The following is a 19,391-nucleotide window of genomic DNA, read 5'->3' as shown; positions in this document are numbered from 1 at the left end:
TTTTCAATTTCAATATGCTCTTTTTTCATCGTGTGCAGCATTCAGTGCACATAAGGTGCACACGAGGGGCATAAACGGGTAACAATGAAGGCACCGCAACATGCATACAGAGTGCACACGATGCCAACATTTCAGCAACTGCCCTCAGGAAAGTGGCGAGTTCAAGTCAGGAAGTCAGGACTTTACCGCGCCGGGACCTTTGCGACAAAGCGCGAGGCCCGCGATTGGGCGACCGCGATTGAAGCCCAGGCCAACCACATAGCGGCTGGCTGCTTTGCACCAGTGCCAAAAGGCTCAACGCTTGGCGACCTGATCGACAAGTACCGCGAAACCATGGCCCCTGCCGGGAAAACCAAACTGTCCACGCTTGAGATGCTGAAGCGCGAAATGGGCAAGGTGAAGCTGTCGGCACTGTCTGCGGTTGTGGTCCGTGACTTTATAGACCGTCGAATTGAGGCCGGCGCCGGCGGTGTGACGATCAGTGCAGACCTTTCTTATCTGTCCGCTGTGCTCAAGTGGGGGAAGCATTCCCGCCGCCTTGATATCAATGATCGGCTTGGACTGGACGCCCGCGCCAGCCTCAAACACCGGGGGCTTAAGACCCGAGGGGTTGAGCGTGACCGTGAACCAACCGATACAGAGCTGGAAAGGCTCTACACCATGTGGCGCAACAACCTGCGCCAAAAAATACCCATGGAGATCATCTGCCGCTTCGCCCTGGCCACGGGCATGAGGCAGGGCGAAATATGCCGCCTGGAGGTTGAGGATCTGGACACTGAGCGCAAAACTATCGTGATCCGCGACCGCAAGGACCCGCAAAACAAGATCGGGAACCACCAGACCGTGCCCCTGCTGGCCGGAGCTTGGGCAATTGTTGAGACCGTGCTGAAAGAGCGGGATTCGGGTTTTCTTTTCCCCTACGCGGAGGACAGCGTTTCTGCAGCGTTCACACGGGCGTGCAAGCAACTCGAAATCAAGGACCTGAGGTTTCACGACCTGCGCCACAAGGCAACCGCCGAGTTTTTCCGCATGGGCCTTGGTATCCCCCAGGTGGCGCTGCTGACCGGCCACAAAACGTGGGCCATGCTGCGACGGTACACGGCCATCCAGCCGGAAGACGTGCACAACGCGATCAAAAAACCGGCAAGCCCTGCGCCGGATCATGCAGGGCAAAAAGGCGACGGCCGAGGCGACGCAACCGCCTCGACCGCCTGACCATCATCAAAACGGAGCTTTGAAAATGGCTGATCAAACTGTAGCCGATGGCGCAGATGTGTACGGTTACGCAGATGTGCGGACCGCTTTGCAGCAAACCTCTCAAGGGATCGCAATCATGCGGGCCGTGTCCCTTGCCGTGGCTGCGCAGGAGGACGGCTCTGTCCGCTATAAAAACAACGAGTTTTCGCGGTGGGAGCCTGCGTTGGGCGCGGTGTGCGCGCGAGTTCACGCCGTGCGTGACGCTCTCCAAAACAAAGAGAAAGCGCCAGACACAATCGACTGGTGGACGCCATTGACCATTCTTGAGGCTACCGGCGCCGCCCTGTGGCATGCAGCCGGCATCCGCAGCCGGGTCGATGCCATGTCTTCAGATGAACTGCAGTCCATTACACGTGCAGCCATTGATGCGCTGGGCAAGATGTTTGAGGAGTTGACAGGCGTAGCCGACAAGCTATCTGGGAGCGCGTCATGATCAACCGAAAGCAGGGCGATTCGCTGGATGTGCATCGGCTCCAGGCCCACAAGCTTGCAGCGGAAGGCGTGGCATTGATCGCACGCGCGCTGAACCACTGTTCGAGGCAGGAGGAGCAGTACCGCTACACAGAAGCTGTCCAAGCTCGATTTTTTGATCTGGGCGCTGAGGTCGCACGACTGGTTGAGCATGGCGACATCGAAGTGAATCCGGCGCACGAGCTTTACCGGCGAGCTGTTCAAGCCAAGAGCGACAAGACGCTGCAGCAGGTGCTCCATAGAGCGGTTAAGCGCCGGGGGAAGCGTGGCATGGCGGTATTCAAAGGGCAGTCGAGCTGACTCATGGGACGCCAGCGTAAGCCAGTGATGCCAGTTGATCGCAAGGCCGCTCGCGCGGCCTTGTTCGCAAACGACAAGTACCGGGTTTTGTACGAGATGGCAGAGGGCGACCAAAGAATCGGGCCCGATGCGCCTGGCGATGGCGACATTGTTTTGTGGGTGAGTTTGGTCCTAAGCCTTTTATTGATTGACTTCCACGAAGTCGACAAGACCACTCCTTTTCCCCGCCAAGAACTTACCCCGCCACCGAGCGAGCTGAGCACAGAAAAAAAAGACTTCATGGCCGCTTTCGAGTGGATGGGTTTGCGTCTTTTCTACGCGAGCTTCAAGGACGCTCCCACAGTACCCCATGCGGCATGGCGCGATCGCTACGCTGCGTTTGAGCGAGACCTTGCGCAGCTTTGGGGTGGGCGCCGGATACGCATCCACTCAAGATCAAAACAAATCGACCCCGAAAAAAGTGTGAGAGCAGCACTTCTTAAGGGGGTCAAGATCAGCGATATACCTGCAACTACGGGAGTAAGCCGGGCGACGGTCTATCGAATCCTCAAGAGAGGAAACTGAGACTGTCTCAAGTTGCCCTATCAATGACACAGCAATAAAAAGAAAGTCCACCCATCGCAACAACCGGCGCACAGCCGGGAAAGGATGGGTACATGGAAAGCACACAGCACGCCGAAGTTCAGCGCCTGCAAACCCTTGCAGACCGCTTGGACTGTGTGACAGAAGATGATTTGAGTCTGCTGGCCGGCGCAAAGCTCAGCACGCTTGAGGCATGGCGCAAACGGGGCCAAGGCCCGGCTTACGTTCGCATGGGCAACCGGGTGCTCTACCCCCGGAAGGCAGTCGCCGATCACTTGGAGTCCCTGACCCGAGAGCGGGCAGCACCACGAAAGGCGCTGCTGTGATCCATGCCCACAAAAGCGAAAGCCCGGCGGCAACCGGGCTTCACGCAGAACAAACGAGATCACAAGACGCCCACATTATCGGACTGGTTCGCTCAGTGTGCAACCCCACCGGCCATGAATTTGAGCCGGGTGAGTTTCGCCACTTGCGAGCACGCTTTGCCAAACGTGGCTACAGCCTGCAGCGCGTCTACCGGGCCGGCGATGGCCGCGTCAGCTTCCACATCATGCGCAGCTCTAAGACCAGCGTGCTCAGTCACCCGCACGACGTGCGTGCGTTCTTGGCGCAAGTTGAGGGGGCGTCTGTATGAGCTACGACCGCGAACGAAAGCCCGAAACGGTGGGCTACTTTGAATCGGAAGACCTGATGCTAAAGGGTCCTGGGAAGTGGAAGACGACGATCTGCCGCTTCCATGGTGGAAGTGATTCGATGCGCGTCAACACAGTTACCGGCGCCTGGGTGTGCATGTCTTGCGGCGTCAAAGGCGGCGACGTGCTGGCCTATCACATGCAGGCGCACGGGCTGGATTTTGTCGAGGCTGCGAAGGCGCTGGGCGCCTGGGTTGATGACGGCAAACCGCAAGCAAACCACAAGCCCGCACCGCTGTCGCCACGCAGTGCGCTCGAGGTGCTGGGCTTTGAGGCGACCGTGTGCGCGGTGGCTGCTGGCAACCTTGGGCGCGGTGTTGCGCTCAGTGATGTTGACCTGGCGAGGCTGCTGGTTTGCGCCAGCCGCATCACCAGACTGGTGGAGGCGTTCACATGAAAACACCAGCTCAATACAACCACCTGGCTGCAGACCTTGACGCAGAAATCGGGCAGACACACGGGCGCGGCTGGCCAGAGTTCGAGGACGTGGTGCACAGCGAGACCTACGCGCCAGCAGGCGGGCGCGAAGCACAAAGCGCAGGCAAGGGCAGCAGCAAGCCTGAAAAGCCGCCCATAGACCCGCTGGAAGCCCTGAGTAACTTTGCAGTTAACGAAGAAATGGTGCGAGAAATGGAAGCCTCAACGATCATTTGGCGTTCGGTCATCGTCAACAAGCACATCGGTGTGTGGAGCGCACCCGGCAACGGTGGAAAGACCACCGTGGCAAAGCATGCAGCCGGTGAACTTGCACAAGCTGGGCACACCGTGATGGTCTTCCAAGAGGATGCCGGCGCTGGTGATATCCCCGCGCTCCATGAACACGCGGAGAAACACGGGTACCGGCTCCTGAACTCGACACTGAGCCAGAGTACCCCAGAGCAGCAACTCGCTGTGCTGCAGCGCTTTGTGAAAGAGGGGGCAAACCTTGACGGCTTTGTCATGTTCTTTGACACGCTCAAGAAGTACACCGACCTGATGAGCAAAGGCGGTGCGCGGGCGTTCTTCACGCTTATGCGCGGACTGACCCAGCGCGGCGCGACCATCGTGCTCCTGGGCCACACAAACAAGCATGTCGGCACAGACGGGAAACCGATCTTTGAAGGCGTGGCAGACGTGCGCAACGATGTTGACGAGATGTTCTACATCGAAAGCACCAAGCCCGACGTGAACAATCGAGTTCTGCTGACTATGACGCCAGACAAGCAGCGGGCGCCGGTCAAGCCGATTACCTTAGAGCTGGATATCGACACGATGGCGCTGCGAGTGCTGGAGCGGTCCGTTAACGTGCGAGAGCTGCAGCGCATCGATGTGCAGCGCGAAGAGGATGCGCCAATCAATCAGGCCATCCTGAGCGCCATGGGTGGCAGCGGCATGAACCGCACAGAGCTTGTCGAGGCGGTGGCTAAGTCGACGGGGGTCGGGGTCAAGGCTGTGCGCAGGGTGCTGGATCGCCACTGCACCAGCGATGCGAGCTGCACCACGTCACTTTGGCTTGAGACATACATCCGACTGAAGAACACGCGGTACATCGCACGGCACCCCAATGTGCCCCCACTGCCGAACTGCCGAACTGCCAAACCTGCCGAACTGGCCGAACTGGCCGAACTGCCGGGGGGTGCACTGTGATGGCCGAAAAACCCCATTCAAACGAACACGCCCAAACCACTGGAAGCCGCATAAACACTGAGTTCGTCCAGTTTGGCAAGTGTGGCAAGTTCAATTCAGTATTTCAAATAAGACAGTATTTCAGAGGGGGCAGATTCAGAGCTGCAAGCGATGCGGGATTCCCACACCACCCCCCGGGTGCGGGTCCCTTCCGGTGGGTGGCCGCAAGGGTAATTCCAACCGCGTGGTTTCTCTAGTGCTCAGCGTTTTATTTAGCCGAACACCGAACACCGAACACCGAACATTTAACGAGGTGAAGTAGCCATGCAAGCCCGATCACAGACACACCTGGCCGAGATGCTGGGCATTTCAAAGGCGACGGTTTCAGAGCACGCAAAACGCGGGATGCCCATTGACACCCTGGAGGCTGCACAAGCCTGGCGCCGCAAGCACCTGGACATTGCCCGCCGCAAGGACGTGCGGCCCACTGAGTCGCCAGCGGGCGCGAGGCTGGCAGCACGTGCAAGCGCTCTGCAAAGCGTGGCACAGACCGACCTGGACGGCGGGCGCAACATTGCCGACCTGATCCCGGCGCTTCGGTCCTCACTTGCGGCCGTGCCGTTTGCCGAGCGCAACCGTGTTGAGCTGCTGGAACCCGTTATGCGGGTGTTGCTGGCGCACCTGCTGGATCAGCTCCCGCCACGCGACAGCAACCCCACCACGTCCTGTGGCGCACCGGTTTACACCGATGGCGCAGCCATGACCAACGACGAAGCCCAGGAGGCCGGCGAATTCCTGTACCGGGTGGCAGCTGGCGAGCTTTTCTTTGAGGGGGTAAACCTGTGAACACCACCGGCAAAGAAATTGCAACGGATGGCCGCCCGGCATCGTGCGCATGGTGGCACCAGGTGCAGCCACAAGCCCAGCCCAGCACCCTCGACCACTTGCGCGAAGCCGCAAGAGCCCTGGAAGCTGGTGAGCCCGTGCCCCGCCCTGCAGCCCGCGTCCTGATCGTGGCCTTGCGCGGCTACCTGGACGGGACGCAGACCGACATAACGCGGGCGCTGGGCTTGCGACCACGCAAGGGCGGTGCAGCTGAGTTGCCGACCCGGCTTGAGCGCACCCAGCGACGCAACGAACTGATCGGGCGCATGTTTCACGCCCTGGACGGCGGCGACGTTGATCGCGCTGAGCGAGTGGCCCGCCTGTTGACCGAGCCGCAACAGAGAAGCGAAATCAACGAAGCCGACCTGTTCGCCTGTATGGAGCAATTGCACCAGCAACACGGCGCGGAACTCCCCACCAGCGGGCGCCACATTTTGCGCATCGTGCGCGGTGAGACCGTGGCCGCACGCAGGGCCTGACGCGCTTCGCGATTGGCTGTCATTCCGGGTGGTCGATTCAAAGTAGGGGCTCCACAACCGGAGCCCCTTTCATGAATCAACGAACATTTTTCACAATCGACGAGACCGGCCTATCGATGGGCAGCCCGCCTGCAGCGGAGCGCGGTCGCCTACCCCAAGACTACAAAGACCGCCCCGTTCGCACCGCAGTTCATCGCGACTTGACGATTGAACTCCACGGCGAATTTTTCAGCGCGTCGACCAAGCTCAATCTGGACGAGGCCATGGGTCTTGCCATGTTGCTGATGCTGGTTTGCCGCGACCAGGCTGCAAAACTGAAGCCATCGAAGGGCGGTGCAAATTGAGCACAAGTCGCCACAAAAGGGCGGTGCACTTCGACACCCGCGCTGGCGCCATAGCCGACGGTGACCCCATCCCCTGCACCATCGCCACCACAAGCCGCGTTGAGCGATTCGGCGCGGTGGAGGTGCTGGACTGTTCGCCGGCCGGCGTAGACCTGAGCCGCGCCCCCCTGCCCCTGATCACGGTGCACGACTCGAACGCCCTAGCCATTGGGGTGATCGAGTCAATTCAGGCGCACGGCGACCGTGTGACTGGCCTTGCGCGGTTTGCAACCAGCCCAGAGGCCCAACAAATCCGCGCCGATGTGCTGGCAGACATTCACCGCAGTCTGAGCGTCGGCTATGTGCTGCTTGACGAAGGCACGCCCATCGAAGGGGGCCGCGTTTACCGCTGGCAACCCTACGAAGTTTCCCTTGTGCCAATTCCCGCCGATCCGGCTGCTGGCTTTTTTCGTTCACACCCTGGAGTTTCCAACATGACCACCAAAACCAATCCCCAAGACGCCCAACAGATCACCGCCCTGTGCAACCGCCACGGCGTCCCCGACATTGCCGAGCAGCTGCTGACCCGTGGCGCCAGCCTGGCAGACTCAGGTGTAGCCATCCTCGAAGAACTTGCCCGCCGCGACCTGGCTGCTGGCGGCCATCGCAACGTGAGCGGTGTACACACCCGAGCCGACCAAGCCGAGCGCGAAGCCATCGAAAACACCCTGGTCGCCCGCATGGGTGGCCGCACCACCGGCCCATTGATCGGCGCGGCTGACTGCACCGCCCTGGCGACACGGGCACTGGCCTTGTCTGGCCAGCGCGTGCAAGACGGCGACAGCCGAGACCGCATCCTCAAGCGTGCCATGCACACGACTGGCGACTTTCCTGCACTGCTGGGCAACGCTGTAAACCGCGTCCTGCACGCTGCATATGAGGAAGCACCCGCCACCCTGAAAACCATCGGGCGCCAGGCGAATCTGCCCGACTTCCGTGGCAAGAATGTTGTTCGCCTGGGTGGTGCACCATCCTTGGAACAGGTCAACGAAGCTGGCGAGTTCACCCGTGGCACGGTGAACGAAACGGCCAACGGCTGGCGCCTGGCTACTTTTGGCCGCATCGTGGGCCTGAGCCGCCAAGCCCTGGTGAATGACGACCTGTCCGGCTTTGCCGCGATGCTGGTGAAGTTCGGCCAAGCGGCTGCACGGCGCGAAGCTGAGGAGCTGGTTTCCATCCTGCTGACCCCGCCACAAATCGACGGCCAAGCCCTTTTTGCACCCGCACGCTCAACGCAGATCGCCAACGTCCTGGGCCTTGAGGGCCTGGGCGCCGCGGTTCGTGCCCTACGAGCTCAGAAGGACCTGGACGGCGGCATGGTGATGCAGGAGCCCGCCACGCTGTTGGTTCCCGCTGCGCTGGAAATGGCCGCACGCCAACTGGCTGCATCGATTACCCCGACCGCATCCAGCAACGTGCAACCGTTCACCCTGTCGGTCGCTGTTGAGCCGCGCCTGGACGAGGCGAGCGCGACAGCCTGGTATCTGGTCGCCGGCAACCAGTCCGCGCTCGAATACGGCTACCTGGACGGAGCACAAGGCGTGCAAATTGATCAGCGCGACGGCTTCGAGGTTGACGGCCTGGAAATCAAAGCCCGCCTGGACTTCGGTTGCGGCTGGGTTGCCCCTGTCGGCTGGGTGAAATCCACCGGCACGCCTTGACCGGCACAGTTTGATTTTCTTGGGTGCGAGAAGGTCGCCATAGCACCCGAGTCTGATCGCAAATGGCGACCACCCCCCACAAGGTGCGGCTGCACCGACTGGAGGCCAGCCCCTGGGGATGCGCGCTTTTCTCAGCGCGTTGCGAAGCTGGCCACATACCTGGTGCTGTTTTACGGCTGCAGCACGGAGTGAGAGGCTGAACCCGGCCCTTTTAAGGGGTGGGCTGGGCAAGGCCAATCCCCACTAGAACCCGCTTCGAAAGAGGCGGGTTTTTTTATTGGCAGTGCACACCCAGTGCACACAGACCGCCCGAAACCCGCATGAATGCTGCTTTTTCGCAACGACCCATCATGGGTGCAACCGACAGACGCCAGGGGGAAACGTTTGAAGACATCATGCGATTATCCCAGCAGCCACAAAAAACCCCGCCGAAGCGGGGTGGGTGCTGGAGGGGTGTTCACCCAGGGCACAGCGGATCCGGCTCCGCCGGTCCGCCAGTGCCGCCCCCTGGGGGGTGACGGGCGAAGCCCGGCGCGGGGAGAGCCCTCAACCCATGTGCAAACCGCCGTTGACCGAGAAGTCAGCGCCGGTGGCGTAGCCACCTTCGTCCGACGCCAGCCAGGCGATGATGGAGGCGATTTCGCTGGGCTTGCCCAGGCGCTTCACCGGCACCGTGGCGACGATCTTTTCCAGCACATCGGGGCGAATGGCATTGACCATGTCGGTGCCAATATAGCCCGGGCTCACGGTGTTGACCGTCACGCCTTTGGTGGCCAGCTCTTGCGCCAGAGCCATCGAGAAACCGTGCATGCCGGCCTTGGCTGCCGAGTAGTTGGTCTGACCGGCCTGGCCTTTTTCACCGTTTACCGACGAGATGTTGATGATGCGGCCCCAGCCCTTTTCCACCATGTCGGCCACTACCTGCTTGGTCACGTTGAACATGGAGTCCAGGTTCGTGTTCATCACGGCGTCCCAGTCGTCGCGAGACATTTTGAGGAACATGCGATCCTTGGTGATACCAGCGTTGTTCACCAGCACGTCGATGCTGCCGTGCTCGGCCTTGGTCTTGGTGAAGGCTTCCACGGTGGAATCCCAGTCACCCACGTTGCCGACCGATGCGTAGAACGTGTAGCCCTGGGCTTTCTGCTCGTCGATCCATTTCTGGTGGTCGCGCGTTGGGCCACAGCCAGCGATGACTTTGAAGCCTTCGGCGTGAAGGCGCTGGCAAATAGCGGTTCCGATGCCGCCCATGCCGCCGGTGACGTACGCTACTTTTTGATTCATGTTGTTTGCTCCTCTAGGTGGTGCCGAAATGGCGGAAAAAAAACGATGTTGGCCAGGGATGCGCCAGCTCAGGCCAGCGCGGAAGCGGCTTTGCCGGGCCGCTGCTGGCGCCCCCTTGAGGGGGTGACGCCGCAGGCGGCGCGGGGGAGATTCAAATTCAGCGTTCCAGCGCCAGCGAAACGCCCATGCCGCCGCCAATGCACAGAGCCGCCAGACCCTTCTTGGCGTTGGTGCGCTGCATCTCGTGCAACAAGGTCACCAAAATGCGGCAACCGGACGCACCGATGGGGTGGCCGATGGCAATGGCGCCACCGTTCACGTTGACCTTGGCCGGGTCGATGTCCAGCGCCTGGTTCACGGCGCAAGCCTGCGCAGCAAAGGCTTCATTGAGTTCGAACAGGTCCACGTCTGACGCCTTCCAGCCCGCGCGGGCCAAGGCCTTTTGAGAGGCCGGTACCGGGCCCATGCCCATGGTGGCGGGGTCGAGGCCGCTGGTGCCAAAGGCGGCAATGCGCGCCAATGGCGTGAGGCCCAGAGCGGCGGCCTTCTTGGCGGTCATCACCATCACAGCAGCAGCGCCGTCGTTGATGCCCGAGGCGTTGCCCGCCGTGACCGAGCCGGCCTTGTCAAACGCGGGGCGCAGACCCGCCAGCACTTCGGCGGTGGTCTTGGAGTTGATGAACTCGTCGTTGTTGAACAGCACCGGGTCGCCCTTGCGCTGCGGAATGCTCACGCCCACGATTTCGTCCTTGAACTTGCCGGCGGCCTGCGCGGCTGCGGCTTTCGCCTGGCTGCCAGCGGCCAGTGCGTCCTGCATTTCGCGGGTGATGCCGTGGGCCTTGGCCACGTTTTCAGCGGTGATGCCCATGTGGTACTGGTTGTACACGTCCCACAGGCCGTCCACGATCATGGTGTCGACCATTTTCCAGTCGCCCATGCGCTGGCCGTCGCGGCTGCCGTTCAAGACGTGCGGGCTGGCGCTCATGTTTTCCTGACCACCGGCGATCACGATTTCGCTGTCGCCCCAGGCCACGGCCTGGGCAGCCAGCATCACGGCCTTCAGGCCGGAACCGCAAACGGCATTGATCGTCAACGCCGGCGTTTCTTTGGCCACACCGGCCTTCATCATGGCCTGGCGGGCCGGGTTCTGGCCCACGCCTGCGGCCAGAACCTGGCCCATGATGACTTCACCGATGGCGTCAACCGGCAGGCCGCTGCGCTCCAGCAGGGCTTTGATGACGATGGAGCCCAGCTCGGTAGCGGGCACCTTGGCGAGCGAGCCGCCGAATTTGCCCACGGCGGTGCGGGCTGCTGAAACGATGACGATGTCTTCCATATTTTTTCCTCGTTGGTTTGCAAATTTTTCCGTTCGCCCTGAGCCTGTCAAAGGGCTCGAACGGATCTTGGCCAGGGCCTAGACAGGCTCAGCCAGACCGGCGTCACGTCAAGCTTTTGCCTTGACGTAGCGGCCAGGGGCCGGCTCGATGGCGGCGTAGGTCTTGCCTTTGCCGTAGCTCTTGGGCGCGGCAATTTGCTTGCCCGCCTGTGGCTTGAGCCAGGCGGCCCAGTCGGTCCACCAGCTGCCTTTGTGCTCGGTCGCGCCGCCAATCCATTCGTTCACGTCGGCCGGGAACTTGGTGGCGTTGCTCACCCAGTGGCTGCGCTTGCCGGCCGCGGGTGGGTTGATCACGCCAGCAATGTGGCCGGACGCACCCATGACAAAGCGCTTCTTGCCCGGGAACACCTGGGTGCTGGCATAGGCGCCACCGATCGGCACGATATGGTCTTCGCGCGAGCCGTAGATATAAACCGGGATTTTGACTTGACGGAAGTCGATCTTTTCGCCACACACCTCGGTCTTGCCCGGCTTGACGAGGTTGTTTTCCAGGTAGGTCTGGCGCAGGTACCAAGCATAGTACGGGCCGGGCAGGTTGGTTGCGTCGGAGTTCCAGTACAACAGGTCAAACGGCGGTGGCGACTCGCCCTTCAGGTAGTTGCCCACCACGTAGTTCCACACCAGGTCGTTGGGGCGCAAAAAGCTGAAGGTGGTGGCCAGGTCGCGCCCGGGCATCAAACCGCCCTGGGCAAACTGCATCTCGCGCATCTTGACGAAGTTTTCGTCGATGAACACATCAAGAATGCCGGTGTCGGTGAAGTCGATCAGCGTGGTGAGGAAGGTGGCGCAATTCACCGGCTCTTCACCGCGCGCAGCCAGCACGGCCAGCGCGTTGCTGAGCATGGTGCCGCCCACGCAGAACCCCAGGGCATTGATGGTTTCAGCGCCGGTGATGTCTTGCGTGACGCCGATGGCTTTGATCACCGCGTCTTCGATGTAGTCGTCCCAGGTCTTGCCAGCCATTGACTCGTCGGGGTTGCGCCAGCTCACCACAAACGTGCGGTGGCCCTGCTCCACGCAGTAGCGAATCAGCGAGTTCGCAGGCTGCAAGTCCAGGATGTAGAACTTGTTGATGCAGGGCGGCACCAGCAAGAACGGACGCTCGTACACCTTGGCGGTGAGCGGCTTGTATTCGATCAGCTGGAACAGCTCGTTTTCGAACACCACGGCGCCTTCGGTGGTGGCCACGTTTTTGCCCACCTCAAACACGCTTTCGTCGGTCATGGACACATGGCCCTGCTTCATATCATGCAGCAGGTTGGCCACGCCCTTGGCGATGCTTTCGCCCTTGGTTTCGATGGCTTTCTTTTGCGCGTCGGCATTGAAGGCCAGGAAGTTGCTGGGCGCGCTGGCGTCGATCCACTGCTGCACCGCAAAGCGCACGCGGGTCTTGGTCTTGGCGTCGCCTTCCACCGCGTCGGCCATGGCCATCAGCGTGCGGGCGTTGAGCAAATAGGCGGCGGCGGAAAATGCGGCAACCGGGTTGCTGGCCCAGGCATCCGCAGAAAACCGGCGGTCGCTCACGGGCTTGACGTCCAGCCCCTGGTTCCACAGGCCCGCCACGTCCTTGAGGTACGTGTTTTGAATTTCCAGCATCTTGGCGGGATCAAAACTCACCTTGTGGCCAGCGGCCTTGGTAAACAAATCACCCATGCTCGCCATGCTGGGCATGCCTGCGCCGGGCATGCCCGCGCCCAGGTTGGGCATGGCCATGGCAAAGGGGTTGGCTGCACCGCTTTGCGGCATGAAGGCCTTGAAAGCAGCAAACGGATCAGCGCCGCCCTGTGCGCCCGGCTGCGCAGCACCCGGAAACGCCTGAGCGGCCTGCGTCCATTGCGCAATGAGGTTCTTTTGAAATTCCTGCGCCGCTTCGTGCCAGGGCTGATCGGGTGATTTGCCAGATGTCATGCTTGTCTCCTGTGGTTTTGCCTGAGGCTTATTATCATTCCCTCTAGGGAGGAATTCCGGGTTTTCCCTAGTGTCCGTTTAACGGCTTCCAGCAAGCTGACAACCTGTCCGGGTATTCAAGGAACGCTGTGTATCTGGTGGTGATTGGTTGGATTTACGTGGTGCTCATGATGTCGGTGGCCGAGGCATCCAACAGCACAGGCTCCGTGCTAGGAGCCATTGTGACCTTTTTTCTCTACGGTTTGCTGCCTGTGATACTGGTGGTTTACCTGATGCGCACGCCGCAAAGACGCAAAGCCAACAAGGCACGCGAAGCCGCAGAACACCAGGCCAGCATGGCTGCTGGTGCAGCCCTGAACGCGCAAACTGCTGAGCCGCCGCCTTCACACCAACCAGATGCAGGCAGCCATGCGCCCGGTGCTACCGAGCCGGGCAGCGTCGCGGCGGTGCGAAAAGAACCGTGACGTCTGCGTGGCCGTGCACCAGTCAGCGGTGCCGTCATTGCCCGCCACCTGGGTGACGCCCATCGCTGCCAGGCGACCGCGCGCCAGTGCCGGCAGGTTGGCCAGGAACTTGCCACCGCCGACGGACGCGAAAGCCCGGTGCGCCGCTGGCTGCTGAGCCACAAACGCTTCGCGCACCTCGGGGCCGACTTCAAACGCTTCAGGTCCAATGCAAGGGCCCAACCAAGTCAACGTGTGCTGAGCCACGCTCGCGGGCGTGGCTGCGGGGTCGGTGGCCTGAACCGCCGCCACCAAAGCCGCCATGGTGGTTTCCAGCACACCCTGCCCTGCCACCGGTGCGCCCGCCCCTGCCAGCCCCCGCCAGCCTGCGTGGGCCGCCGCCACCACCGCGCCCGAGGCGTGGGCAAACAACACCGGCAAACAGTCGGCCACCATGATGGTGCAAACCACACCGGGCACGGTACTCAGGCAGGCGTCGGCCACGGTGCCGTTGGGCGTGTTCGCATCCAGCACCGCCACGGCCGTGCCGTGAACCTGCTGCAAAAACACCGGGCGCTGGCCTACGGCCTGAGCCAGTTGCGCCCGGTTGTGGGCCACGGCTGCGGGTTCGTCGCGCACGTGGTCGCCCAAGTTAAAGCTGTCAAACGGCGCCACCGACACCCCGCCCGAGCGGCTGGTGAACAAGGCACGCACCGAAGGCGGTGCAGGCCAGTCGGGAATGATCCCGTCCAAAGGCACCGCCATCAGGCTTCTGCGTCCGGACAGGCCGAAGGCTGCGCCTGCTGGAAGGCTGGCAACGCCATACAGGCGTCGAAGGCGGCCATGGTGCGCGGCAGGCCATCGAAGTTGGTGTTGAAGCGCTGGCCGTTGAAAATTTGTGGCACCAGGCAGCAGTCGGCCAGGGTGGGCGTGTCGCCGTAGCAATAGGTGCTGGCGGGCCCTTGCGCCAGTTGGCGCTCAAACGATTCCAGCCCGGTGCGCACCCAATGGCGGTACCAGGTGTTTTTGGCGTCCTCGTCCACCTTCAGTTCTTTGCTCAGGTACTTCAGCACGCGCAGGTTGTTGATGGGGTGGATCTCGCAGGCAATGGACTGCGCCAGCGCACGCACCCGCGCGCGGCCCAGCGCATCGGCCGGCACCAGGGCGGGGGTGGGGTGGGTCTCGTCCAGAAACTCGATGATCGCCATGGATTGCGACAGCAGCGTGCCGTCGTCCAGTTCCAGCACGGGCACCAGCTGGTCGGCCGCAATATCGGCGTAAACGGCCTGCTTGTGCTCGCCTTTGGCGAGGTGCACCGGCACGTATTCGTAAGGCAGACCCTTGAGCGCCAGCGCAATGCGCACACGAAACGAGGCCGAAGAGCGGAAGTAGTTGTAGAGCTTCATGGCGCATAGCGTATACCGGGCTGAGCCTGTCTGCACGACAATGAATTGCGAGGCAGGTCCCTTGACCGGATGCGCCCCAGGGCCCCAAGGACGGCCCGCATTCCAAGGAGCAGCGCAACATGGAAGAACCCGACACCGCGCCCGACGCGCTCCATTGGAGCGAAGCGCAGCTGCACGATCTGGTGCGCCGAACCCTGCAGGATCTGCACGCCGACGCGGCTCCATTGCAGATCACCATCCGGGACAGCAGTTCGCTCGACCGGGATCTGGGCTTTGACAGCCTGGGCCGCATGGAGTTGCTGCTGCGCATCGAGTCGGCCACCGGCGTGGCGCTACCAGAAGACACACTGGAGAAAGTCGAAACCGTGGGGGATCTGTGGCAGGCCTGGCAGCGCGGGCGCGTGAACCCGGTCGCTTCGAGCAGGCCAGCGGTCATGAACGTGAGCACACCCGCCGCTTCGCCCAGCACCGTCGCAGCAAGCCCCGCAGCGCCCTCGTGGGACCAGGCCCAAACGCTGCTGGAGGTGCTGGACGCCCATCTAGCGGCCCATCCGGACCAGGTGCAAATTGTTTACCTGGCCGACCAGACCGAAACCCCCATCAGCTACCGGCAGTTGCACGACACATCGGCAGCACTGGCGGCCGGTTTGCAGCAGGCCGGGCTGGAGCCGGGCCAGACGGTGGCCATCATGCTACCGACTTCCCCGGCCTACTTTTTCACCTACCTGGGCATCCTGCGCGCGGGCGGTATTCCGGTGCCAATCTACCCGCCGGCACGACCGTCGCAGCTCGAAGACCATGTGAGCCGCCACACCGGCATCCTCGCCAACGCGCGGGCTGTTTTGCTGGTGAGCGTGCCCGAAGCGATGCAGGTGGCGCGCCTGCTCCAGGCCCGGGTGCCGGGCCTGCGGGCGGTGCACACACCCGAGGACCTGATCGCTGCAGGCCAGGGGCAAGCGCCGGCCGCGGTGGCGGTCCGGGCGGACGACGTCGCCTTCATCCAGTACACGTCGGGCAGCACCGGGCAACCCAAGGGCGTGGCACTCACACACGCCAACCTGCTGGCCAACATCCGCGCCATGGCCACGGCGATCGAAGCCACGCCCCAGGATGTGTTTGTCAGCTGGCTGCCGCTGTACCACGACATGGGCCTGATCGGCGCCTGGCTCGGGAGTTTCACCGTGGGCTTCCGGCTGGTGGTGATGTCGCCGCTGGCTTTTTTGGGTCGCCCCAGGCGCTGGCTGGAAGCCATCTCAAACCACGGCGGCACGCTGTCGGCCGGCCCCAACTTCGCCTACGAGCTGTGCCTGAACCGGATCGACGATGCTGCGCTGGCTGGGCTCGACCTGAGCCGCTGGCGGCTGGCCTTCAACGGGGCCGAGGCAGTGAGCCCGGACACGGTCGAGCGCTTTGCTCAGCGTTTTGCGGCCTGCGGTCTGCGCCCCACGGCCATGACACCGGTGTACGGTTTGGCCGAAGCCTCGGTGGGCCTGCTGTTTCCGCCGCTGGACCGGGGCCCGCGCATCGACGCCATCGACCGCGACACCTTTGAGTCGGAGCGACGCGCGGTGCCGAGCCAACACGCCTCGGCGCTGCGTTTCGTGGCCTGCGGGCGGGTGCTGCCCGGGCACAGCATCCGCATCGTTGACGACGCGGGTCAGGTGGTGCCCGAGCGGGTCGAGGGCCGGCTGGAATTTTGCGGGCCTTCGGCCACCGCTGGCTACTGGCACGCGCCAGCGCTCACGGCGCACCTGTTCACCGACGACCTGGGCGAATGGCTGGACACCGGTGACCGGGCTTACCAGGCCGAAGGCGATGTCTTCGTGACCGGCCGGGTCAAGGACATCGTGATCCGGGGTGGCCGCAACCTGTACCCGCAAGAAATCGAGGCCGCGGTGGGCGAAGTCCTAGGTGTGCGCAAGGGCTGTGTGGCGGTGTTCGGCCGGCGCGATGCCAGCAGCGGCACCGAGCGCCTGGTGGTGCTGGCCGAGGTCAGCCCGCGAGAGGCGCGGGACAAGGCCGCCTTGCGCGAAGCCGTTGCGCACGCCGTGGTGGCGGCCATCGGGGAACCCGCCGATGACATTCTGCTGGTCCCGCCGCACACCGTGCTCAAGACATCCAGCGGCAAGGTGCGGCGTTCGGCTTGCCGCTCGCTGGTGGAACGAGGCGGGCTGAACGCGGCGGGCAGCAGCGTTCGGGCGCAGTGGCTGCGGCTGGCCCGTGGTGCGCTGGCGCTTCGGTTGCGCCATGGTTTGCGGCGTCTCTGGGACGTTTGGTTTGGCGTTCGCGCCCAGCTGCTGTTCTGGCTGATGGTGCCCGCTGCCTGGCTGGTCACCGTGCTGCTGCCGTCCCAGGCATCGGCCTGGCGCTTCTGCCACCGGGCCGCTCGCCTGTTGCTGCGCCTGGCGGGCGCAACGCCCACCGTGCAGGGGCTGGAACACCTGCCCGCCGATGCCCGCTTCGTGCTGGTGAGCAACCACGCGAGCTACCTGGACGGCCTGTTGCTGGTGGCCGCCCTGGACCGGCCGGTGGCCTTCGTGGCCAAGCGGGAGCTTGAAGAGCAGCGGGTGGCTGGGCGTTTCCTCCGGCGCCTCGGTGCGGCCTTCGTCGAGCGTTTCGACCCGCGTCGCAGCGTGGCCGACGCGCAGCGCATGGCCGACGTGGTGCAGGCTGGCCATGCGCTGATGGTGTTCCCCGAGGGCACCTTTGTGGCCGCACCTGGGCTGATGCCGTTCCGACTCGGCGGCTTTCTGGCGGCGGCGCACGCCAGGGTGCCGGTGATTCCGGTGACGTTGGGCGGCACCCGGCAACTGCTCGGCGCGGGGCGCTGGTGGCCGCGCCCAGCCGCCCTGTCGGTGCACATCGGCAGCCCGCTGGCTGCGGCGCCGGAACTGGAGCCCTTTGCCGCAGCGGTGCAGTTGCGCGACCGTGCCCGCCGCGCGATCGCCCGCAGGCTGGCAACAACCGAAGTCTGAGAAAACGGGCCGGGGTGCGTCAGCCGGGCTGCGATGAGCCCTTGCCGTTGGCCGCCACCGCTGCCGCCAGACCGCGCTGCACATTGACCAGGGTGAGCAGCGCCAGACCGGCCACAAAGAACAGACCGGTGGAAGCAATCGCCAGGCGGTGGTTGCCATCGGTCAGCCAGGTGACCAGACCGTAGGTCATGGGGCCGAGGATGGCCGACAGGCGCACCGCAAAGGTCCACAGGCCAAAGAACTCGGCGCGGCGCCGTTCGGGCGCCAGCACACCTGCCAACGCGCGGCCCGCTGACTGGCTGCTGCCCATGCACAAGCCGGCGATCACAGCGGCCACCCAGAACAGCCCCGGGCCAGTGGCCATGGCCGCCAGCGCGACCATCACGACCCAGCCAAGCAGGGTGACGGCCAGGGCCGGCCGGTGGCCGATGATGTCTTGCACATAGCCCCAGGCAAAGGCACCAACGGCCGCCGCGATGTTGACCAGGAAGATCAGCATCATGGTCTCGGTCTGCTGGAAACCCAGAACCTGCTGCGCATAGACGGCTGCCAGCGCAATCACCACAGAAATACCCGCCTGATAAGCCACTGCACAGGCCAGCAGCGCGCTGAAGTCCTGAAAGGAGCGCGCCTCACGCCAGGTGCGCTTGAGCCGCGCCAAAGAAGCACGCAGCCCTGCGTCTTGCGTTGGCATGGCTTGGGGAAGCGCATGCTCTTTGAGCAAAGCAAAAGTGACCAGCGCTGAGAGCCCGAAAACGCCAGCGGTGATCAGCATGGTCACCGGTACGAAGTGCGAAGCCGGCAGGCCCTGCCCCTGCGCCCACAGCACATACCCGAGGCTCAGGCCCAAGGTGAGCATGCCTCCGAAGTAACCGAAGCTCCAGCCCCAGCCCGACACCCTGCCCATGCGGTCTTCGCGGGCCAGCTCGGGCAAGAACGCCGCGATCAGCGATTCGCCGTAGCTGTAAAACACGTTGGAGAAAACAATGGCCACCAGCGCCCAGGCCACGTCACCCGGCCCTGCCCCGGCCAGCGCGGCGGTGCCCACCACGCAGCCCAGCGTGCTCAGCATCAGCAGCCGCTTTTTGGCGGCACGAAGGTCGGCGTAGGCGCCCAGGGCGGGCATGGTGAGCATCACGATCAAACTGGACACGGCCAGCGCGCTGGTCCAGGCCAGCGTGGCCCACGCCTCACCACCCGCGATGCCGCCGACAAAGTAGGCGCTGAACACCGCCGTCAACACCACGGTGGTGTAACCCGAGTTGGCGAAGTCGTACATGGCCCAGCCAAACACTTCGCGCTTGCGCACGCCAGGTTTGAGGGCGCTCTGGAGGAACAGGGGCATGACGGGGTCCATCAACGTGCACGGCGTGCACCCGGGCGCCAGTGTAGAACCTGAGCGGGTCCTTTTTCAGGCTGAGGTGCCTGGCCCGCTCAGGTAACCCTGTATGCCGGCCAGGGTGAACAGCTTCGGATAGTCGCTCTCGGGAATGTTGACCCCACTGCCCTGGCTCAGGCCGATGATGAAATTCAGGAAATCCATGGAGTCCAGGTCCAGCGCTTCCCGCAGGTCTTCGTGCTCACCTACGCTGGACAAATCCGCTTCGGGGGCGATACCGGCCAACACGTTGGCCGCCAGTGCTGGGATGTCGGAGGCGTGCATG

At 63.2% G+C, this 19,391-nt stretch carries 19 protein-coding genes; 12 read left to right on the top strand and 7 right to left on the bottom strand.

Annotated elements, in window-relative coordinates; genetic code table 11:
* Nucleotides 1–84: 84 nt before the first annotated feature.
* The 11 genes from AC0GNR_RS00385 (at nucleotide 85) to AC0GNR_RS00335 (ending at nucleotide 8,315) form a co-directional block, all read left to right on the top strand.
* Entirely contained in the window at nucleotides 85–1,215 is a 1,131-nt protein-coding gene (locus AC0GNR_RS00385; protein ID WP_472899040.1) for a tyrosine-type recombinase/integrase, read from the top strand.
* A 25-nt stretch (nucleotides 1,216–1,240) separates the two neighbouring features.
* Nucleotides 1,241–1,690, top strand: coding sequence for a hypothetical protein (locus tag AC0GNR_RS00380; RefSeq protein ID WP_472899039.1), 450 nt, complete (start codon nucleotides 1,241–1,243; stop codon nucleotides 1,688–1,690).
* Nucleotides 1,687–2,028: a hypothetical protein gene (locus AC0GNR_RS00375; protein WP_472899038.1), complete on the top strand. Its 342-nt coding sequence runs from the start codon at nucleotides 1,687–1,689 to the stop codon at nucleotides 2,026–2,028. Before AC0GNR_RS00380 ends, AC0GNR_RS00375 begins: the two co-directional genes overlap by 4 nt.
* Nucleotides 2,029–2,031: 3 nt before the next feature.
* Entirely contained in the window at nucleotides 2,032–2,592 is a 561-nt protein-coding gene (locus AC0GNR_RS00370; protein WP_472899037.1) for a hypothetical protein, read from the top strand.
* A 439-nt stretch (nucleotides 2,593–3,031) separates the two neighbouring features.
* Entirely contained in the window at nucleotides 3,032–3,244 is a 213-nt protein-coding gene (locus AC0GNR_RS00365) for a hypothetical protein (RefSeq protein ID WP_472899036.1), read from the top strand.
* Nucleotides 3,241–3,699 (top strand): CHC2 zinc finger domain-containing protein, encoded by a 459-nt coding sequence (locus tag AC0GNR_RS00360; protein ID WP_472899035.1) that lies wholly within the window; start codon nucleotides 3,241–3,243, stop codon nucleotides 3,697–3,699. Before AC0GNR_RS00365 ends, AC0GNR_RS00360 begins: the two co-directional genes overlap by 4 nt.
* Nucleotides 3,696–4,928, top strand: coding sequence for an AAA family ATPase (locus AC0GNR_RS00355; protein ID WP_472899034.1), 1,233 nt, complete (start codon nucleotides 3,696–3,698; stop codon nucleotides 4,926–4,928). Before AC0GNR_RS00360 ends, AC0GNR_RS00355 begins: the two co-directional genes overlap by 4 nt.
* A gap of 384 nt (nucleotides 4,929–5,312) precedes the next feature.
* Complete coding sequence (locus AC0GNR_RS00350; protein ID WP_472899033.1) at nucleotides 5,313–5,753, top strand: hypothetical protein; 441 nt, start codon at nucleotides 5,313–5,315, stop codon at nucleotides 5,751–5,753.
* On the top strand, nucleotides 5,750–6,271 hold the full coding sequence (locus AC0GNR_RS00345; RefSeq protein ID WP_472899032.1) for a hypothetical protein: 522 nt from the start codon (nucleotides 5,750–5,752) through the stop codon (nucleotides 6,269–6,271). Before AC0GNR_RS00350 ends, AC0GNR_RS00345 begins: the two co-directional genes overlap by 4 nt.
* 71 nt (nucleotides 6,272–6,342) lie before the next feature.
* Nucleotides 6,343–6,615, top strand: a complete 273-nt coding sequence (locus tag AC0GNR_RS00340) for a hypothetical protein (protein WP_472899031.1) — start codon at nucleotides 6,343–6,345, stop codon at nucleotides 6,613–6,615.
* A 23-nt stretch (nucleotides 6,616–6,638) separates the two neighbouring features.
* Nucleotides 6,639–8,315, top strand: a complete 1,677-nt coding sequence (locus tag AC0GNR_RS00335; RefSeq protein ID WP_472899030.1) for a phage major capsid protein — start codon at nucleotides 6,639–6,641, stop codon at nucleotides 8,313–8,315.
* Nucleotides 8,316–8,861: 546 nt separating this feature from the next.
* Here AC0GNR_RS00335 and phbB read toward each other — a convergent pair.
* From phbB to maiA, 5 genes are all read right to left on the bottom strand, one after another.
* The gene (gene phbB, locus AC0GNR_RS00330) at nucleotides 8,862–9,599 is read right to left on the bottom strand and encodes an acetoacetyl-CoA reductase (protein WP_472899029.1); all 738 of its coding nucleotides are present in this window, start codon (nucleotides 9,597–9,599) and stop codon (nucleotides 8,862–8,864) included.
* A 157-nt stretch (nucleotides 9,600–9,756) separates the two neighbouring features.
* Nucleotides 9,757–10,935, bottom strand: a complete 1,179-nt coding sequence (locus AC0GNR_RS00325; RefSeq protein ID WP_472899028.1) for an acetyl-CoA C-acetyltransferase — start codon at nucleotides 10,933–10,935, stop codon at nucleotides 9,757–9,759.
* 108 nt (nucleotides 10,936–11,043) lie between these two features.
* Nucleotides 11,044–12,903, bottom strand: a complete 1,860-nt coding sequence (phaC, locus tag AC0GNR_RS00320) for a class I poly(R)-hydroxyalkanoic acid synthase (RefSeq protein WP_472899027.1) — start codon at nucleotides 12,901–12,903, stop codon at nucleotides 11,044–11,046.
* Between the two features lie 383 nt (nucleotides 12,904–13,286).
* On the bottom strand, nucleotides 13,287–14,111 hold the full coding sequence (gene pgeF, locus AC0GNR_RS00315; protein ID WP_472899026.1) for a peptidoglycan editing factor PgeF: 825 nt from the start codon (nucleotides 14,109–14,111) through the stop codon (nucleotides 13,287–13,289).
* A complete protein-coding gene (gene maiA, locus AC0GNR_RS00310) occupies nucleotides 14,111–14,752 on the bottom strand; it encodes a maleylacetoacetate isomerase (protein WP_472899025.1) in 642 nt (213 codons plus the stop codon). The genes pgeF and maiA overlap by 1 nt, the downstream gene beginning before the upstream one ends.
* Before the next feature lie 119 nt (nucleotides 14,753–14,871).
* On the opposite strand from maiA, the gene AC0GNR_RS00305 reads away from it, so the two are divergent.
* Complete coding sequence (locus AC0GNR_RS00305) at nucleotides 14,872–17,727, top strand: AMP-binding protein (RefSeq protein WP_472899024.1); 2,856 nt, start codon at nucleotides 14,872–14,874, stop codon at nucleotides 17,725–17,727.
* A 19-nt stretch (nucleotides 17,728–17,746) separates the two neighbouring features.
* Here the strand turns inward: AC0GNR_RS00305 and AC0GNR_RS00300 are convergent, their stop codons facing one another.
* Together AC0GNR_RS00300 and AC0GNR_RS00295 are read right to left on the bottom strand one after the other, a co-directional pair.
* Nucleotides 17,747–19,072 carry an MFS transporter gene (locus AC0GNR_RS00300; protein ID WP_472899023.1) on the bottom strand — a complete coding sequence of 442 codons (1,326 nt, stop codon included), beginning with the start codon at nucleotides 19,070–19,072 and terminating at the stop codon, nucleotides 17,747–17,749.
* 66 nt (nucleotides 19,073–19,138) lie between these two features.
* Nucleotides 19,139–19,390: an acyl carrier protein gene (locus AC0GNR_RS00295; RefSeq protein ID WP_472899022.1), complete on the bottom strand. Its 252-nt coding sequence runs from the start codon at nucleotides 19,388–19,390 to the stop codon at nucleotides 19,139–19,141.
* Nucleotide 19,391 lies beyond the last annotated feature (1 nt).

This window comes from Hydrogenophaga sp. LT287, assembly GCF_055702805.1.
This window is presented reverse-complemented; position numbering and strand designations above follow the sequence as displayed.

Coding starts and splice junctions, on each gene's coding strand:
- phaC (WP_472899027.1), bottom strand. CDS start 12,903: ATGACATCTGGCAAATCACCCGATCAGCCCTGGCACGAAGCGGCGCAG.
- AC0GNR_RS00385 (WP_472899040.1), top strand. CDS start 85: ATGAAGGCACCGCAACATGCATACAGAGTGCACACGATGCCAACATTT.
- AC0GNR_RS00325 (WP_472899028.1), bottom strand. CDS start 10,935: ATGGAAGACATCGTCATCGTTTCAGCAGCCCGCACCGCCGTGGGCAAA.
- AC0GNR_RS00355 (WP_472899034.1), top strand. CDS start 3,696: ATGAAAACACCAGCTCAATACAACCACCTGGCTGCAGACCTTGACGCA.
- AC0GNR_RS00350 (WP_472899033.1), top strand. CDS start 5,313: ATGCCCATTGACACCCTGGAGGCTGCACAAGCCTGGCGCCGCAAGCAC.
- AC0GNR_RS00340 (WP_472899031.1), top strand. CDS start 6,343: ATGAATCAACGAACATTTTTCACAATCGACGAGACCGGCCTATCGATG.
- AC0GNR_RS00300 (WP_472899023.1), bottom strand. CDS start 19,072: ATGCCCCTGTTCCTCCAGAGCGCCCTCAAACCTGGCGTGCGCAAGCGC.
- AC0GNR_RS00360 (WP_472899035.1), top strand. CDS start 3,241: ATGAGCTACGACCGCGAACGAAAGCCCGAAACGGTGGGCTACTTTGAA.
- AC0GNR_RS00380 (WP_472899039.1), top strand. CDS start 1,241: ATGGCTGATCAAACTGTAGCCGATGGCGCAGATGTGTACGGTTACGCA.
- AC0GNR_RS00295 (WP_472899022.1), bottom strand. CDS start 19,390: ATGCACGCCTCCGACATCCCAGCACTGGCGGCCAACGTGTTGGCCGGT.
- AC0GNR_RS00370 (WP_472899037.1), top strand. CDS start 2,032: ATGGGACGCCAGCGTAAGCCAGTGATGCCAGTTGATCGCAAGGCCGCT.
- AC0GNR_RS00305 (WP_472899024.1), top strand. CDS start 14,872: ATGGAAGAACCCGACACCGCGCCCGACGCGCTCCATTGGAGCGAAGCG.
- pgeF (WP_472899026.1), bottom strand. CDS start 14,111: ATGGCGGTGCCTTTGGACGGGATCATTCCCGACTGGCCTGCACCGCCT.
- AC0GNR_RS00375 (WP_472899038.1), top strand. CDS start 1,687: ATGATCAACCGAAAGCAGGGCGATTCGCTGGATGTGCATCGGCTCCAG.
- maiA (WP_472899025.1), bottom strand. CDS start 14,752: ATGAAGCTCTACAACTACTTCCGCTCTTCGGCCTCGTTTCGTGTGCGC.
- phbB (WP_472899029.1), bottom strand. CDS start 9,599: ATGAATCAAAAAGTAGCGTACGTCACCGGCGGCATGGGCGGCATCGGA.